Origin of the sequence: Massilia niabensis (assembly GCF_042655085.1) — a bacterium.
GTDB classification, from domain to species: Bacteria; Pseudomonadota; Gammaproteobacteria; order Burkholderiales; family Burkholderiaceae_D; genus Telluria; species Telluria niabensis.
In genome coordinates this window covers 161,866-178,217 of the sequence record NZ_JBHSMU010000007.1, presented here as the reverse complement: position 1 = coordinate 178,217, position 16,352 = coordinate 161,866, and the positions used below count along the sequence as shown (strand labels likewise).

Here is a 16,352-nt window from a genome sequence, read left to right as displayed (position 1 = left end):
GCCGAACTTCTTCTGGGCCTGCCCGTAGGTCATTTCCCCTTTTTCGACCGAGGCAACCACCCTCAGTTTAAAAGCCAGCGTGTAGTCGCGCTGGGTACGCTTTCCTTCAGTTGCCATCTCGCTCTCCCTGAATAAGGCAAAGTTAGACAACCGATTTCAGGACGGGACACGGACAATAAAAAAGGGAGCCCGCAGGCTCCCTTCTTTAACTCAGAACAAATCGTATTACAGCATTTCCTTCAGCAGGCGTGCCATTTCCGACGGGTTCTTGGTGGCCTTGATGCCGCACTCTTCCATGATGTCCAGCTTGGCTTGCGCGGTATCGGCGCCGCCCGAGATCAGCGCGCCGGCGTGGCCCATGCGCTTGCCCGGAGGAGCGGTGACACCAGCGATGAAGCAGACGACAGGCTTCTTCATGTTGTCCTTGATCCAGTACGCGGCATTGCCTTCGTCCGGACCGCCGATTTCGCCGATCATGATGACCGCGTCGGTATCAGGATCGTCGTTGAACATCTTCATGACGTCGATGTGCTTCAGGCCGTTGATCGGGTCGCCGCCGATGCCGACTGCCGACGATTGGCCCAGGCCCAGTGCGGTCAGCTGGCCGACTGCTTCGTACGTCAGGGTGCCCGAGCGCGAGACGACGCCGATGCGGCCCTTCTTATGGATGTGACCCGGCATGATGCCGATCTTGATTTCGTCCGGGGTGATCAGGCCTGGGCAGTTAGGACCCAGCAGCAGGGTCTTCGAGCCGGCTTTGGCCATGCGGTCCTTGAGAGCCATCATGTCGCGGACCGGGATGCCTTCGGTGATGCAGATCGCCAGGTCCAGGTCGGCTTCGACAGCTTCCCAGATTGCAGCGGCTGCGCCTGCCGGCGGCACGTAGATGACCGACACGGTGGCGCCGGTGGCAGCTTTCGCTTCCGACACGTTGGCGTAGATCGGGATGCCTTCGAAGTCTTCGCCGGCTTTCTTCGGGTTCACGCCAGCAACGAAAGCGGCCTTGCCGTTCGCGTAGTCGCGGCACATACGGGTATGGAACTGACCGGTCTTGCCGGTGATACCCTGGGTAATAACTTTAGTATCTTTGTTGATCAGGATCGACATTTGTTTATTCCTTGAATTAGGCTTTACCAGCTGCAGCGGCGACGACGGCCTTGGCTGCATCTTCCATCGTATCGGCAGCGATGATTGGCAGACCGGAGTCGGCCAGCATCTTCTTGCCCAGGTCTTCGTTGGTGCCCTTCATGCGCACGACCAGCGGCACTTGCAGCGACACGGCCTTCGAGGCGGTGATCACGCCTTCGGCGATGACGTCGCAACGCATGATGCCGCCGAAGATGTTGACCAGGATGGCTTTCAGGCCAGGGTTCTTCAGCATGATCTTGAATGCTTCGGTGACTTTCTCAGCCGTCGCACCGCCGCCCACGTCCAGGAAGTTGGCCGGCTCGCCGCCGAACAGCTTGATGGTGTCCATGGTAGCCATGGCCAGGCCGGCGCCGTTCACGAGGCAGCCGATGTTACCGTCGAGCGAGATGTAAGCCAGGTCGAACTTCGATGCTTCGACTTCGGCTGGATCTTCTTCGTCCAGGTCGCGGTAGGCGACGATTTCCGGCTGGCGGAACAGCGCGTTCGAGTCGAAGTTGAACTTCGCGTCGAGGGCGATGACCTTGCCCGAACCGGTCAGGATCAGCGGGTTGATTTCAGCCAGCGACGAGTCGGTTTCCCAGTAAGCCTGGTACAGGCCCTTCAGTTGCGTGCGGGCGTCGGCCAGCGATTCGGCAGGCACGCCGATCTTGGTCGAGATCTCGTCGGCTTCGGCGTCGGTCAGGCCGACGGCCGGGTCGATCGCGATCGAGTGGATTTTCTCAGGGTTGCTGTGCGCGACTTCTTCGATGTCCATGCCGCCTTCCGACGAGGCCATCAGCACGACGCGCTGCGAAATGCGGTCGGTGACCATCGAGACGTACAGTTCCTTTTTGATGTCGGCGCCTTCTTCGACCAGCAGGCGGCGCACTTTCTGGCCTTCTGGGCCAGTCTGGTGCGTGATGAGCTGCATGCCCATGATCTGCTCCGCGTATTCGCGGACCTGCTCCAGCGACTTGGCAACCTTGACGCCGCCGCCCTTGCCGCGGCCGCCAGCATGGATCTGCGCCTTGACTACCCAGACCGGGCCGCCCAGCTCTTCAGCTGCCTTGACGGCCTCGTCGACCGACATGCACGGAATGCCGCGCGGAACCGTCACTCCGAACTTTCGGAGGATTTCTTTGCCCTGATACTCATGGATTTTCATGCTGGCTTCCCTTCTTCTGTTACTGATTTAGATAGTTAATTGGAAAACTTCGACATCGAATGTTAACCCCGAAGTTTAACCCGCAATGGCCTTGATCACCCAGCGCGGATAATACTGTGCCACGGCCGGGCCGTCAGCCCGCAGCGCGTGGCAGCGGTCGATCTCGTACGGACGCACGGCCTCGCCATCATTGGCGGCGCTGCGTGTCTCGAACTCGTCATCGGCGAAGGCCTGGATTGCCACAGTGGGCAAGACCTGCGCCAGTTCAGTCAGGTGGGTGCAGCCGAGCACGCCCGAGAGGCGGTCTTTCAGGTGCAACCGGAAATGTTTGGCGAGCGACAAGCCGATCAGCTTTTTATACGCCGGACCGATGGTGTCGCAGTAGCCCGGATACGGCACGGCATCGGACGCGGCTTCGGCGTCGACGATCTCGAGCTCGCGGTTGATGGTGATGCGCAGGCTCAGGTCGTGCACGGCTGAGCCGGCGGGGCGGTTGCCGGAAGCGAGGACGATGTCGCGTGCCTTGATGTCGCGGATGCGCGCGTCAAGATCCCACAGGCCATCGTCGCGCGCGTACGCTTCGACAGTGATGGCGCGAGTGTGCCGCAGGGAGCGCGGGGCGGGAGAAGACAGGGGCATAGAAAACAAATGCGCCGATTGATCGGCAATCAAGGTGGCAGCCGGTGTGCTGATGCACGTTACCGCAGCTTCTGCGGCAACAACCGCTCATGCGGCGCTGCTTAAACCGTGAAAGTTTAGCACAGGCGCGAGCCGGTTGCACTGCAACATGCTTGATGAATAAGGTCTACCCGTCGAGGACGGCGGCTTGGAATGGCAAGCTTGTCAATGTTTGTCGAAGCCGGCGCCGGGAAGGAACGATGCTGGAAGATATGCCGCGACGCCCACAGCCCCCGGGCGCACGCTCAGGCCGGGTCGTCCTTGATAAAGCAGCTTAATCCTTCGGCATTGAGGCAGATGCCGCCATTACTTTCAAACGTCGCTGCCCAGATGCCCTGGCCGGCCTCCGGTTCCGTTCCGCGCCATTGGAGGCCGTGGAAGGCGACATCGACCCCTGGTTCACGCCCGTCTTCCCAGCGCCCGCGGAGTTGGTCGGGATTGCGTTCAGCGCCATTAATCTGCAGCACATACTCGCCACCGGTACGCACTTCCAGCACCATCGATTTTTCTGCCGTGCTGAGCCGATAGATGCCGGCTGCATTGATGGGTTGCCTGGTGCAGGCAGCAAGGACGATGAGGGAAACGGCGGCGCACAGCGTTTTCATGATGAATCTCGGCAGCAAAAAAGCGCCAGCGCGCAGCGCCATCCGTGGTTGAGGAATATGCAAGAGCATATCGACGGATGACGCTACGCGCTGGCGCCTGGAACATGGATCTACTAAAAAGACAGCGTATACGGCGTTAAAAATCGTCGTCTTCGGGCGCGCCCTTGAGCGCCGCACGTACCGCACTGCTGGAAAAGCCGCGCGCCATCAGGAAGCGCATCTGCTTGCTGCGCTCGGCCGCATCTTGCGCGACGGTGCCGAATTTGCGCTGCCAGACCTCGATCGCACGGGCTATTTCGCTCTCGGCCAGACCGGGCTTGAGTTCAGCCAGTGCCTCGCCATTGATGCCGTGGCTTTGCAGCTCGGCGACGACGCGGCTGTTGCCGTAGCGCCCTGCTTTTCGATGAATCAGCGATTCGGCAAAGCGTTCCTGCGACAGCCAGTTGTTCTTTTCAAGGAAATCGAGGAGGGCGTCGATGTCGTCGCCCTCCTCGGCATGGCGTGCCAGCTTGCGCTTGAGCTCGAGCCGGCTGTGCTCCCTCATGGAGAGGAAACGCAGGGCTCGACCCTTCAGGCTCAGGACTGGCTGGCGCATGGCGCTGTTGCTACGATTACTGCTGAAAACAGCACGTCGACATTACTCCGTCACGGCTTTCAGCTTCGGCGCCTTGTCTTCGGCGTCGCCGCCGACCGGCGGTGGCAGCTCACGCACGCCGAGTGCTGCACGGACCTTGTTCTCGACTTCGCGCGCCAGTGCTGGGCGGTCTTTCAGGAACTGGCGGGCGTTGTCCTTGCCCTGGCCAATGCGTTCGCCGTTGTAGCTGTACCAGGAACCGGACTTCTCGACGATCTTGTTGTCGGCGCCCAGATCCAGGATTTCGCCTTCGCGGGAAGTGCCTTCTCCATAAAGAATGTCGAAGTGCGCTTCGCGGAACGGTGGCGCGATCTTGTTCTTGACGACCTTGACCTTCGTTTCGTTACCGATGACCTCGTCACCCGACTTGATCGAGCCGGTACGGCGGATGTCCAGGCGCACGGAGGCGTAGAACTTCAGCGCGTTACCGCCGGTCGTGGTTTCCGGGCTGCCGAACATCACGCCGATCTTCATGCGGATCTGGTTAATGAAGATGACCAGCGTGTTGGTGCGGTTGATCGAGGCGGTCAGCTTGCGCAGTGCCTGCGACATCAGTCGTGCCTGCAGACCTGGCAGCGAATCGCCCATGTCGCCTTCGATCTCGGCGCGCGGGGTCAGTGCCGCCACCGAGTCGATGACCACGAGGTCGACCGAACCCGAACGCACGAGTGCATCGGTGATTTCCAGTGCCTGCTCGCCGGTGTCCGGCTGCGAGATCAGCAGCTCGTCGAGCTTGATGCCCAGCTTTTGGGCGTAACCCACGTCGAGCGCGTGCTCGGCGTCGATGAACGCGCAGGTGCCACCCAGTTTTTGCATCTGGGCGATGGTTTGCAGGGTCAGCGTGGTTTTACCCGATGATTCCGGACCGTAGATTTCCACGATACGGCCGCGCGGCAGGCCGCCGACGCCGAGTGCGATGTCCAGGCCGAGCGAGCCGGTCGAGACCGTCTGCACTTCTTCGACCGGGGTGTTCGCGTCCATGCGCATGACCGAGCCCTTGCCGAACTGCTTTTCGATTTGCGCGAGGGCGGCAGCCAGTGCTTTGCCTTTTTCAGCAGCGTTGTGTACTACTTTTTTGTCGTCCATAATTTTCTCTCAGTCTTGGAGGTACCTAAGTAGGGGCACCGTCGCGCATTTCAATAGGTAGTACTGTATAAAACTCCAGTAGTTTTTGCAAGCGCTATCTGACCGAATCTGCGGCCAGTGTTGGAGAAGGCTCGCATTGTTGCGATAAATCAAACACAATAGGTGCGCCAAGGCGGTCTAATCGAAAAACAGGGTGATCTTATGCGAATTTTGCTTGCGGAAGATGATAGCGTACTCGCGGATGGCCTGACGCGCTCCTTGCGCCAGTCCGGCTACGCGATCGACGGCGTGCGCAACGGCCAGGAAGCCGATACTGCCCTGTCGACGCAGGAGTTCGACCTCCTGATTCTCGACCTGGGGCTGCCCAAAATGTCCGGCCTGGAAGTGCTGCGCCGCCTGCGCGCGCGCTCCTCGCTGCTGCCCGTACTCATCCTCACCGCGGCCGACTCGGTCGAGCAGCGCGTGGAAGGGCTCGACCTCGGCGCCGACGACTATATGGCCAAGCCATTTGCGCTGTCCGAACTCGAGGCGCGGGTGCGCGCCCTCACCCGGCGCGGCGCCGGCGGCGGCCCGACCGTGGTGCGCCATGGCCCGCTGGCCTACGACCAGGTCGGCCGCAGCGCGTATATCGACGACCAGATGCTCGACCTGTCCGCGCGCGAACTCGGCCTGCTGGAAATCCTGCTGGCGCGCACCGGGCGGCTGGTCTCGAAAGAGCAGCTGGTCGACCACCTGTGCGAATGGGGCGAGGAAGTCTCGAACAACGCCATCGAAGTCTACGTGCACCGCCTGCGCAAGAAGATCGAGGTGGGCGGCGTGCGCATCGCCACCGTGCGCGGGCTCGGCTATTGCCTGGAAAAATATTCGGATGCCCGCGCCGGCGCCGGCACAGGCAGCGGCACCAACGCAGCCGCTGGACACGCCCTCGATTCGAAGTGAACGTCCGCAAGTGAACAAGCGCGATCGCGGCCTGCAGGCGGCTGATGCGGGTGTACCCGAGCCGCTGTACGTCCCGCCCAATCCCGAGCCAGAAGAAAACATCCAGCATTCGCTGTTCGGCGAAATCCTCGACTGGATGCTCGCTCCGCTGCTGCTGCTGTGGCCGATGAGCATCGCCATTACTTACCTGGTGGCGAAATCGATCGCCAACCAGCCCTTCGACCATGCGCTCGAGAACCGGGTCACGGTGCTGGCCCAGCAGGTACGGGTGGAAGAAGGCGCGATCGATACCCGCCTGCCCGGCAGCGCGCGCGACATCCTGCGCGCCGACGATGTCGACAGCGTGTATTTCCAGGTGACGGGTGCCGATGGCCGCCATGTCGACGGCGACCGCGAACTGCCGCGCCCGCGCGAGGAGGAGGCCGAGATGGATGGCGCGGTGCACTTCCGCAATACCGCGCTGCAGGGCCATCCGCTGCGCGTGGCCTACCTGTACGTGAACCTGGATCCGCTGGCCTTGCCGGGCAAGGGCAGGCGCCACGCGCTGGTGCAGGTGGCCGAAACGCTCGACAAGCGCGCCCTGCTCGCCAACGAGATCATCAAGGGCGTGATCCTGCCCCAGTTCATCATCCTGCCGATTATCCTGGCCCTGGTCTGGTTCGCCCTCTCGCGCGGCTTGTCCCCGCTGGCGGAACTCCAGGAACGCATCCGCGCGCGGCCCTCGGACGACCTGTCCCCGATCGACTCGCGCCAGGTTCCCGAAGAAATTTCGCCCCTGGTCGGCTCGCTCAACGACATGCTCGGGCGCCTGGCCCAGACCATCGAGATGCAGAAGCGCTTCATTGCGGACGCTGCCCACCAGATGAAGACGCCGCTGGCCGGCATGCGCATGCAGTCCGAACTGGCGCTGCGCCAGCTCGATCCCGACGAGATCCACCGTTCGCTGGAACAGCTGGCGAAAAGTTCGGAGTCGGCCACCCGCCTGGTGAACCAGCTCCTGGCCCTGGCGCGCGCGGAAAACCAGCCGCATGCCGGGCTCGCCTTCGAGGAAGTCGAACTGGGTACGCTCGCGCGGAACACGGTGCAGGACTGGGTGCAGGCCTCGTTCGTCCATGGCATCGACCTCGGCTACGAAGCGCATGACGAGCCGGTGGTCATTGCCGGCAACGCGCTGATGCTGCGCGAGCTGCTGTCGAACCTGATCGACAACGCGCTGCGCTACACCCCGGCCGGCGGCAGCGTCACGGTCCGCGTGCGGCGCGACGGCGAGCACGCGCTGCTGGAAGTCGAGGACACCGGGCCCGGCATCGCGCCCCAGGAGCGTGCCCATGTGTTCGAGCGCTTCTACCGCATCCTCGGCTCGAACACGACCGGCAGCGGCCTCGGGCTGGCGATCGTGCGCGAGATCGCCGGGCAGCACGGGGCCGAGGTCGACATCTTCAACAACCCGCGCAGCATTCTCCCCAAGTACCCTGGCAGCCTGTTCCGGCTGACCTTTCCTCCACCCGTCACCACGTCCCCGGATTACGTTCCCTGATGCCGCCCGAATCCACACCGATGCCCGCGTCCACGCCTGCACCGGGGCCCGATCCCCGGCACGCCGGCCGTGTGCGCGCCGCACGCGCCACGCACTGGCGCCGCACGCGCCGCCTCACCATCGTCCTGATGGCTTTGTGGCTGGGCACGGGCTTTTGCACCGTGTTTTTCGCGCGCGAGCTCTCCAGCCTCACCGTGTTCGGCTGGCCCCTGTCGTTCTACATGGCCGCGCAGGGCGCCTCGCTGGTGTGCCTGGCGATCATCGGCGCCTATGCCTGGCGCATGCGCCGCTACGACCGCGATTACGGGCGCGCGATGGCGGATGCGAGTGGAGACGCCCCTTGAGCCCGGACCCGCTCCCGCAGTCCGGGTCGCAGTCCAGCCCGCAGTCCCGTTACTTCCGGCGCTTGTCCAACTACTACGCCTGGTTCTGCATCTGCTTCGCCGGCTTCCTGCTGGCCCTGACGGTCCTCGAAAACGAGGGCATGCCGCGGCTGTGGATCGGGCACCTGTTCATGCTCGCCACCATCGTGCTGTACGCCACTATTGGCGTGGTCAGCCGCACCTCGAACGTCACCGAATACTATGTCGCGGGGCGGCGCGTGCCGGCCCTGTTCAACGGCATGGCCACCGCCGCCGACTGGATTTCGGCGGCCAGCTTCATCAGCCTGGCCGGGGGCCTGTACGTCTACGGCTTCGACGCCCTGGCCTACATCATGGGCTGGACCGGCGGCTATTGCCTGGTCGCGCTGCTGATCGCCCCCTACCTGCGCAAGTTCGCCCAGTACACGATTCCGGACTACCTGGCGGTGCGCTACGGCGGCGGCGCGGGCGGACGCGGCGGGCCGGTGCGGCTGCTGGCGGTCGGCGCGACCATCATCGTCTCGTTCGTGTACGTGGTGGCGCAGATCTATGCGGTGGGCCTGATCGCCTCGCGCTTCACCGGCGTCGATTTTTCGGTCGGCATTTTTCTCGGGCTGGCCAGCATCCTCGTCTGTTCCTTCCTGGGCGGCATGCGCGGCATTACCTGGACCCAGGTGGCGCAGTACATCATCATCCTGGTCGCCTTCCTGATCCCGACGATGTGGCTGTCGGTCAAGCACGCCGACAACCCGGTGCCGCAGCTGGCCTACGGTTCGGTGCTGCCGAAGCTGGCCCAGCGCGAAACGCAACTGGCGCAGGACCCGCGCGAGCAGGAAGTGCGCGCCCGCTTCCAGCGCGAGGCCGACGGGTATGAAGAACGGTTGGCGCGCCTTCCCGCTTCATGGGAAGCGGGAAGGCTTGCCGCCCAGCAGCGCCTCGACACGGCGCGCCAGCGCAATGTGTCGCTGGCCGACGTGCGCAGCGCCGAACGGGCGCTGGCGGCCTACCCGAAAACGCCGGAAGACGCCGAGCGGCTCTGGCAAGCCCAGCGCGCGCGCCTGCTGGCGCGGGCCCAGCCGCCGCAGCCGCATGCCACGCCCTTCCCCGGCGCCACCGAGGCCGAGTCGAACGCGCGCCGCAACAATTTCCTCGCGCTCGTGTTCTGCTTGATGTTCGGCACCGCCGCCCTGCCCCACATCCTGATGCGCTCGTACACCACGCCTTCGGTGGCGGAAACCCGGGTCTCGGTGTTCTGGACCCTGTTCTTCATCCTCCTGATTTACCTGAGCATCCCGGCGCTGGCGGTACTGGCGAAATACGATATCTATACCAGCCTGGTCGGCAGCGATTTCCACTCCTTGCCGACCTGGATTGCCTACTGGGCGAACATCGACAAGATCAGTCCCCTGATTCAGGTCACCGACATCAACGGCGACGGCCTGGTGCAGCTGGCGGAAATCGCCATCGACGGCGACCTCCTGGTGCTGGCCACACCGGAAATCGCCGGCCTGCCGTATGTGATCTCGGGCCTGGTGGCGGCCGGCGGCCTGGCGGCGGCGCTGTCGACGGCCGACGGCCTGCTGCTGGCGATCTCGAACGCGCTGTCGCACGACGTGTATTACAAGATCGTCGATCCGGGCGCCTCGACCCAGAAGCGGGTGACGATTTCCAAGCTGCTGCTGCTGGCGGTGGCCTTCATCGCCGCCTACGCCGCCTCGCAAAAGCCGGCCGACATCCTGTCGCTGGTCGGCGCCGCATTCTCGCTGGCGGCGTCGACGCTGTTCCCGGCGCTGGTGCTGGGCGTGTTCTGGAAGCGCGCCAACCACGTCGGCGCCATCGCCGGGATGAGCGCCGGCTTCATGGTCTGCCTCTACTACATGTTCCGGGTCAATCCGATCCTGGGCGGGCGGCTCGATGCGGCCTGGTTCGACATCGCGCCAATGTCGGCCGGGATTTTCGGGGTGCCGGTGGGGATGGCGGCCATCGCCATCGCCAGCCTGCTGAGTCCAGCACCGGCGCGTTCCAGCGATGCGCTGGTCGACCATATCCGGGCGCCCGAATAAGGCTGACAGCATGGGGCAACTGCGCAACACTGGCTGATAATATCCATGGAGCATGGTTTTTTGACATGCTTGAATGTTATTCTTGAGAAATAACTTTTCCGCCTGCGGGCGGCCTTTTCTCGAACCAGGAATTCTGCATGTCGCTTACCCGTGCTTCACTCTTCCATGCCGCCGTGCTCGCGCTCTCGCTGTGCACCGCCCCCGGCGTCCAGGCGCAGGCCACCCCCGCCCTGCCGTCGATCGAGCGTTTCTTCAATCGTCCCGTCTTCAATGGCGGCGTGCTATCGCCCGATGGCCGCTCGATTGCCGCGCGTTCCAGCGCGCCGGGACAGCGCGACTTCCTGGTCGTGGTCGACCTGCAGACCAACAGCGGCAAGGTCGTGGCCGCATATAACGACTCCGACATCGGCAGCTTCCAGTGGGTCAACAGTGAACGCCTGATATTCAACGTCAACGACAGCACGGTGGCGCAAGGCGACGACTACAATGCACCGGGCCTGTTCGCCGTCAACCGCGACGGCAGCAACCTGGTCCAGCTGGCCGAGACCGGATTCAGCCGCAGCAGCCAACGGACGGGACAAAGGACCGGACGCCGCCTGCTGCCGTGGCACACCTTCATGCTCTCCGAGCGCGGCGCCCAGGATTCTGAATATGTCTACGTGCGTGACCTGGCCTGGAAGCCTGGCTACAAAAAGTACAGGTATGGCCTGCTGCGCCTGAACACGGTGACCGGGCAGGCGCAGGAAGTTTCGCGTCCGAAAGAAGACGTTACCGGCTGGATGCTCGACCATAAGGGCGAGCCGCGCATTGCCTTCGGTTCCGACGAAGACGTCGGCATCGTCCATTACCTCGACCCGGCGACGAAGGAATGGCGCAAGCTGATTACTTACAAGCTGTATGGCAACAACGAAGACGCCATCACGCCACTGGCCTTCGGCCCCGACGGCAAACTGTATGTCAGCACACGCCAGGGCAGGGACACGAGCGCCGTCCACACCTTCGATATCGCCACCGGTAAACTGAATCCGGAGCCGCTGGTGAGCACCAAGGGCTACGACTTCAGCGGCAACATCCTGACCAGCCGTGAGAAAGTGCTGGGCATGATCTTCACGACCGACGCCACCTCCGTCGAATGGTTCGATCCGGCCATGAAAGCGGTCCAGGAAACGGTCGACAGGCTGCTGCCGGCGACTGTCAACCTGGTGTCGGCACCTCCCCAGCACGCGAAAACGCCTTGGCTGCTGGTGCGCGCCTATTCCGACACCATCCCCGCCACCTATTACCTGTTCAACCGCGACACGAAACTGCTCAACAAGGTCGGCGAAACCTATCCCGGCATCGACCCGAAGCAGATGGGCCGCCAGCAGGCAGTCAACTACAAGGCGCGCGACGGCCTGAACATCCCCGCCCTGCTGACGATGCCGGCCGGCGCCAAGCGCAGCGGCCTGCCGCTGGTGGTGCTGGTGCACGGCGGCCCCTGGGTGCGCGGCAGCAGCTGGGGCTGGAGCCCGGACACGCAGTTCCTCGCCTCGCGCGGCTATGCAGTACTGGAACCCGAATTCCGCGGCAGCACCGGCTTTGGCGCCGCCCACTACAAGGCCGGCTTCAAGCAGTGGGGCCTGTCCATGCAGAACGACGTGGCCGACGGCGTGCGCTGGGCGGTCGAGAAGGGCTACGTGGACCCGAAGCGCGTCTGCATTGCCGGCGCCAGCTATGGCGGCTATGCCACGCTGATGGGACTGGTGAACGATCCCGACCTTTATAAATGCGGCGTCAATTGGGTCGGGGTGAGCGACATCAACCTGATGTACTCCAGCGCGAACCATACGAACGACATGTCGGACGAATGGAAGCGCTACGGCATGCCGGAAATGATCGGCGACCGCGTCAAGGACGCCGCCCAGCTGAAGGCCACCTCGCCGATCGAGCAGGCCGCGCGCATCAAGGCGCCGCTGCTGCTGGCCTATGGCGGCGTCGACCGGCGCGTGCCGATTGACCATGGCACCAAGTTTCATTCGGCCGTGAAGCGCACCAACCCGAACGTCGAGTGGGTCGAATACCCGGCCGAAGGCCACGGTTTCTACCTGCCGAAGAACCGGCTCGACTTCTGGACCCGGGTCGAGAAGTTCCTGGACAAGCATATCGGCCAGGGAGCGGTTCAGCAGTAATGTAAGCACTAAACCGGCAGTCGGTCATCCGTCGCTTTGATCAAGGGAGGTTTTTATGTCGTCCGGCAGAATCCTCGTTGCACAAGGAGGCGGTCCGACCGCCGTCATCAACCAGTCGATGGTGGGGGTGGCGCTCGAGGCGCGCCGCTTCCAGCATGTCACGCGCGTCTACGGCGCCCTGCACGGTGTGCGCGGCATCGTCAACGAAGACTTCCTCGACCTGACCCAGGAAACCAGCCACAACCTGGAACTGGTCGCCGCCACGCCCTCGTCGGCGCTGGGCTCGACGCGCGACAAGCCGGATACGGCCTACTGCACGCGCATCTTCGATGTCCTGCGCGCGCACGAGATCGAACATTTCTTCTACATCGGCGGCAACGATTCGGCCGATACCGTGAAAATCGTCAGCGAGCAGGCGCGCGCCGCCGGCTACCCGCTGCGCTCCATCCACATCCCGAAAACGATTGACAACGACCTGGTCGGCAACGACCACACGCCGGGCTTCCCGTCGGCCGCGCGTTTTGTCGCCCAGGCCTTTGCCGGCGCCAACCTCGACAACGCCGCCCTGCCCGGGGTGTATGTCGGCGTGGTGATGGGCCGCCACGCGGGCTTTCTCACCGCCGCGTCGGCACTCGGCAAGAAATTCCCGGACGACGGCCCGCACCTGATCTACCTGCCCGAGCGCGTGTTCGAGCTGGAGCGTTTTCTCGCCGACGTCAAGGCCATGTATGAACGCCACGGGCGCTGCGTGATCGCGGTATCGGAAGGCATCCACGATGCGTCCGGCGAACCGGTCGTCACCCTGCTGGCGAAGGAAATCGAGAAGGATGCTCACGGCAACGTGCAACTGTCGGGCACCGGCGCGCTGGCCGACCTGCTGTGCGAGGAAATCAAGGCCAGGCTCGGCATCAAGCGGGTGCGCGGCGACACCTTCGGCTACCTGCAGCGCTCGTTCATCGGCTGCGTGTCGGACGTCGACCAGCGCGAGGCGCGCGAGGTTGGCGAAAAGGCGGTGCAGTTCGCGATGTGGGGCGATGCCGACGGCTCGGTGGCGATCCGCCGCACCGGCTTCTATTCGGTCGACTACGAACTCCAGCCACTTGACCAGGTCGCGGGCAAAACCCGCACCATGGAAGACGAATTCATCAGCGAGTCCGGCACGGATGTGACCGACGCCTTCCGCCTCTACCTGCGCCCCCTGCTCGGCTCGCGCATGCCGGACGCGTTCCGCCTGCGCGGGGCGCGGGTGCCGAAGGTGCTGGACCGCGCGCCAGAATGATTCCCGCGGCCCTGTGACATTTCGATAGGTTTCCGGGCGCCGCGGCCTGCTATGCTGCCGCCGCCGCAGTGCCGCGGCGCCCATAAAAAAACCTGAACGAGAACACATGGCCCTTCGCACTTTCACCCGCCTCGGCTGCGCGCTGGCGCTGCTGCTGTGCGCTGGCGCGCCCCTGCACGCCGCTCCTGGTTCCATCCCGCCCGCGTCCGCGCCACCGCCGATCGAACGCTTCTTCATCAACCCGGTGATGACCGATGCCAAACTGTCCCCGAACGCGCGCTACCTGGCCGCCGTTTCCGGTGCGCCAGGCCGGCGCGATTACCTGGTGGTGATCGACCTGCAAACCAAAACCCCCAAGCTGGTGGCCGGCTACCAGGACGCCGACATCCTGCACTTCGACTGGGTCAACGACGACCGCCTGGTCTTCAACCTGGCCGACAAACAGGTCGGGCCAGGCGAGGTCAACAGGGCGGCAGGGCTGTTCGCGGTCGATCGCGACGGCGGCAACCAGCTCCAGCTGGCGAGCCGCTGGGGCAGTCCGCACCGTATGCGCAGGGTGCTGCCATGGCATACCTTCATGATGGACGGGCGTGGCGCGCAGAATTCGGAGTTCATCTATGTCACGAGCCCCGACATCGTCGACGTGGCCCGTCGCGAAGTGCGTACCGTGAACCTGCTGCGCCTGAACACGGTCAACGGCACCCACAAGGTCGTGCCGCGCCCGGGCAAGGTGGACCGCTGGATGCTCGACCACAAGGGCGAGCCGCGCCTGACCGTCGCCAGCGAAAACGGCGTCACCACCATTCATTATCTCGATCCGGCCAGTGGACAGTGGCGCGTGCTGAGCAGCTACCCGACCTACAAGGGCCGCCAGGACACCTTCAGCCCGCTCGGCTTCGGCAGCGACGGCACCCTGTATGCGACCGCCTACGGTGGCGGTGGCAGTGGCAGCAGCGGCGACACCACCAGCCTGTTCACCATCAACCTCGCCACCGGCAAGCCGAATCCGCAGCCGCTCGTCACCGCCCCAGGTTATGACTTCACGGGCGCCCTCGTGCGCGGCGGCGACAAGGTACTGGGCGTACGGATCCGCACCGATGCCGACAGCACCGTCTGGTTCGACCCGGCCATGAAGGCGGTCCAGGAGAAACTCGACGCAGCCCTCCCCGGCGCCGTGAACCTGATGTCCTTCCCCTCCGGGAACCAGTCCGACTGGGCGCTGGTCAGGTCGTTTTCGGACGTCAAGCCGCTCACCTGGTACCTCTACAACATCAGGACCGGCGCGGCCGAGCTGGTGAGCGAGACCTATCCCGGCATCGATCCGGCGCGCATGGGCCAGCAAGAGCCGGTGCGCTACAAGGCGCGCGACGGCATGGAGATTCCCGCGCTGCTGACCCTCCCGGCCGGCGGCGCCAAGAACGCCCCGCTGGTCGTGCTGGTGCATGGCGGTCCCTACGTGCGCGGCAACAAATGGGGCTGGGACCCTGAAACGCAGTTCCTGGCCTCGCGCGGCTATGCGGTGCTCGAACCCGATTTCCGCGGCAGCACCGGTTATGGCATCAAGCACTTCCGCGCCGGCTGGAAGCAATGGGGCCTGGCGATGCAGAACGACATTGCCGACGGCGCGCGCTGGGCTGTGGCGCAGGGCTTCGCCGATCCGAAGCGCATCTGCATCGCAGGCGCCAGCTACGGCGGTTACGCCACCCTGATGGGGCTGGCGAACGACCCCGACCTGTACAAGTGCGGGATCAACTGGGTCGGCGTTACCGACATCAACCTGCTCTACGACGGTCACTGGAGCTTCACGTCCGACCTGTCGGAAGAATGGAAGGTGTACGGCATGCCCGACATGATCGGCGACCAGGTCAAGGATGCGGCCCAGCTGAAAGCCACCTCGCCGATCGAGCAGGCGGCGCGCATCAAGGCGCCGCTGATGCTGGCCTACGGCGGCGCCGACAAGCGCGTGCCGATGTACCACGGCCGCAAGTTCCTGGAGGCCGTCAAGCCGCACAACACGCAGGTGGAATGGATCGAGTACGAGGACGAAGGCCACGGCTGGCGCGTGCCGAAAAACCGCGTCGATTTCTGGGGGCGGGTCGAGAAGTTCCTCGATAAACACATTGGCAAGGGGGCGGCGCACTAAGCTGCACCGGTCGCAAGCGATCCGGAGCGGGCCGGCAGGGTCCGGCCCGCCGGGCAAGGATAAGGGGCGGCCGCGGGATGCCCCTTGTCCATTCGCGCTCAATAGTATTCCATCCGGTAGTGGTTATCCTCGCCGAGGTTGACGATCTGAATGGTGTAGGTGCCCCCCTGTGCCACCCAGTTGCACACCATGTTATCGGTAAGGTCTTCATCGGAGCAGACGGTGTCGCCGTCTCCGTTCAGAACAAACAGGTCGAGGTCGGAGCTGTTATCGCCGTCCACCCTGACGTTTGCGGTTTGCCCGACACCGAAGCGAACCCGGTATTCGTCCTGGTCGCGGGCGTCGACCGTTGTCTCGATGTAGCTTTTCCCCCGCTTGACAGAATTTGTCTTGTCCGTTGCTAGTACTGGCAGCGCAGTGGCGCCGAGTATGGCGATTGCCCCTGTCACGCACCAGGTCTTCGATTTCCGTGCCATTTTTGCTCTCCTTGAATAGATCGACGAAGCTGTAACGTCACGTCACCGATGGTGCGCGACGGATTCGCGAAGGGAGCGCGGACGAGAGG

At 63.9% G+C, this 16,352-nt stretch carries 14 protein-coding genes; 7 read left to right on the top strand and 7 right to left on the bottom strand.

All coding sequences use genetic code 11. The features are described from left to right. Window positions 1-225 precede the first annotated feature (225 nt). The 6 genes from sucD to recA form a co-directional block, all read right to left on the bottom strand. Entirely contained in the window at window positions 226-1,107 is an 882-nt protein-coding gene (sucD, locus tag ACFPN5_RS06850; protein WP_379781474.1) for a succinate--CoA ligase subunit alpha, read from the bottom strand. Between the two features lie 16 nt (window positions 1,108-1,123). Further along, the gene (sucC, locus tag ACFPN5_RS06845) at window positions 1,124-2,293 is read right to left on the bottom strand and encodes an ADP-forming succinate--CoA ligase subunit beta (RefSeq protein WP_379781472.1); all 1,170 of its coding nucleotides are present in this window, start codon (window positions 2,291-2,293) and stop codon (window positions 1,124-1,126) included. Between the two features lie 75 nt (window positions 2,294-2,368). Then, window positions 2,369-2,932: a DUF2889 domain-containing protein gene (locus ACFPN5_RS06840; RefSeq protein ID WP_379781470.1), complete on the bottom strand. Its 564-nt coding sequence runs from the start codon at window positions 2,930-2,932 to the stop codon at window positions 2,369-2,371. A 284-nt stretch (window positions 2,933-3,216) separates the two neighbouring features. Further along, window positions 3,217-3,576 carry a hypothetical protein gene (locus ACFPN5_RS06835; RefSeq protein WP_379781468.1) on the bottom strand — a complete coding sequence of 120 codons (360 nt, stop codon included), beginning with the start codon at window positions 3,574-3,576 and terminating at the stop codon, window positions 3,217-3,219. A gap of 136 nt (window positions 3,577-3,712) precedes the next feature. After that, window positions 3,713-4,171, bottom strand: a complete 459-nt coding sequence (gene recX / locus ACFPN5_RS06830) for a recombination regulator RecX (RefSeq protein WP_379781466.1) — start codon at window positions 4,169-4,171, stop codon at window positions 3,713-3,715. A gap of 42 nt (window positions 4,172-4,213) precedes the next feature. Beyond that, complete coding sequence (recA, locus tag ACFPN5_RS06825; RefSeq protein ID WP_379781464.1) at window positions 4,214-5,296, bottom strand: recombinase RecA; 1,083 nt, start codon at window positions 5,294-5,296, stop codon at window positions 4,214-4,216. A 201-nt stretch (window positions 5,297-5,497) separates the two neighbouring features. Between recA and ACFPN5_RS06820 the strand changes: the two genes are divergently transcribed. The 7 genes from ACFPN5_RS06820 (at window position 5,498) to ACFPN5_RS06790 (ending at window position 15,787) form a co-directional block, all read left to right on the top strand. After that, entirely contained in the window at window positions 5,498-6,235 is a 738-nt protein-coding gene (locus ACFPN5_RS06820) for a response regulator (RefSeq protein WP_379781462.1), read from the top strand. A gap of 10 nt (window positions 6,236-6,245) precedes the next feature. Next, window positions 6,246-7,772: a sensor histidine kinase gene (locus tag ACFPN5_RS06815; RefSeq protein WP_379781460.1), complete on the top strand. Its 1,527-nt coding sequence runs from the start codon at window positions 6,246-6,248 to the stop codon at window positions 7,770-7,772. After that, window positions 7,772-8,116, top strand: a complete 345-nt coding sequence (locus ACFPN5_RS06810; RefSeq protein ID WP_379781458.1) for a DUF4212 domain-containing protein — start codon at window positions 7,772-7,774, stop codon at window positions 8,114-8,116. Before ACFPN5_RS06815 ends, ACFPN5_RS06810 begins: the two co-directional genes overlap by 1 nt. Further along, a complete protein-coding gene (locus ACFPN5_RS06805; protein ID WP_379781456.1) occupies window positions 8,113-10,197 on the top strand; it encodes a VC_2705 family sodium/solute symporter in 2,085 nt (694 codons plus the stop codon). Before ACFPN5_RS06810 ends, ACFPN5_RS06805 begins: the two co-directional genes overlap by 4 nt. 137 nt (window positions 10,198-10,334) lie before the next feature. Continuing rightward, window positions 10,335-12,365, top strand: coding sequence for an alpha/beta hydrolase family protein (locus ACFPN5_RS06800; RefSeq protein ID WP_379781454.1), 2,031 nt, complete (start codon window positions 10,335-10,337; stop codon window positions 12,363-12,365). Window positions 12,366-12,420: 55 nt separating this feature from the next. After that, a complete protein-coding gene (locus ACFPN5_RS06795) occupies window positions 12,421-13,644 on the top strand; it encodes a 6-phosphofructokinase (RefSeq protein WP_379781452.1) in 1,224 nt (407 codons plus the stop codon). Window positions 13,645-13,750: 106 nt separating this feature from the next. Beyond that, window positions 13,751-15,787 carry an alpha/beta hydrolase family protein gene (locus ACFPN5_RS06790; protein WP_379781451.1) on the top strand — a complete coding sequence of 679 codons (2,037 nt, stop codon included), beginning with the start codon at window positions 13,751-13,753 and terminating at the stop codon, window positions 15,785-15,787. Between the two features lie 98 nt (window positions 15,788-15,885). Here ACFPN5_RS06790 and ACFPN5_RS06785 read toward each other — a convergent pair whose 3' ends face one another. After that, window positions 15,886-16,263 (bottom strand): hypothetical protein, encoded by a 378-nt coding sequence (locus tag ACFPN5_RS06785; protein ID WP_379781449.1) that lies wholly within the window; start codon window positions 16,261-16,263, stop codon window positions 15,886-15,888. Window positions 16,264-16,352: the final 89 nt, after the last annotated feature.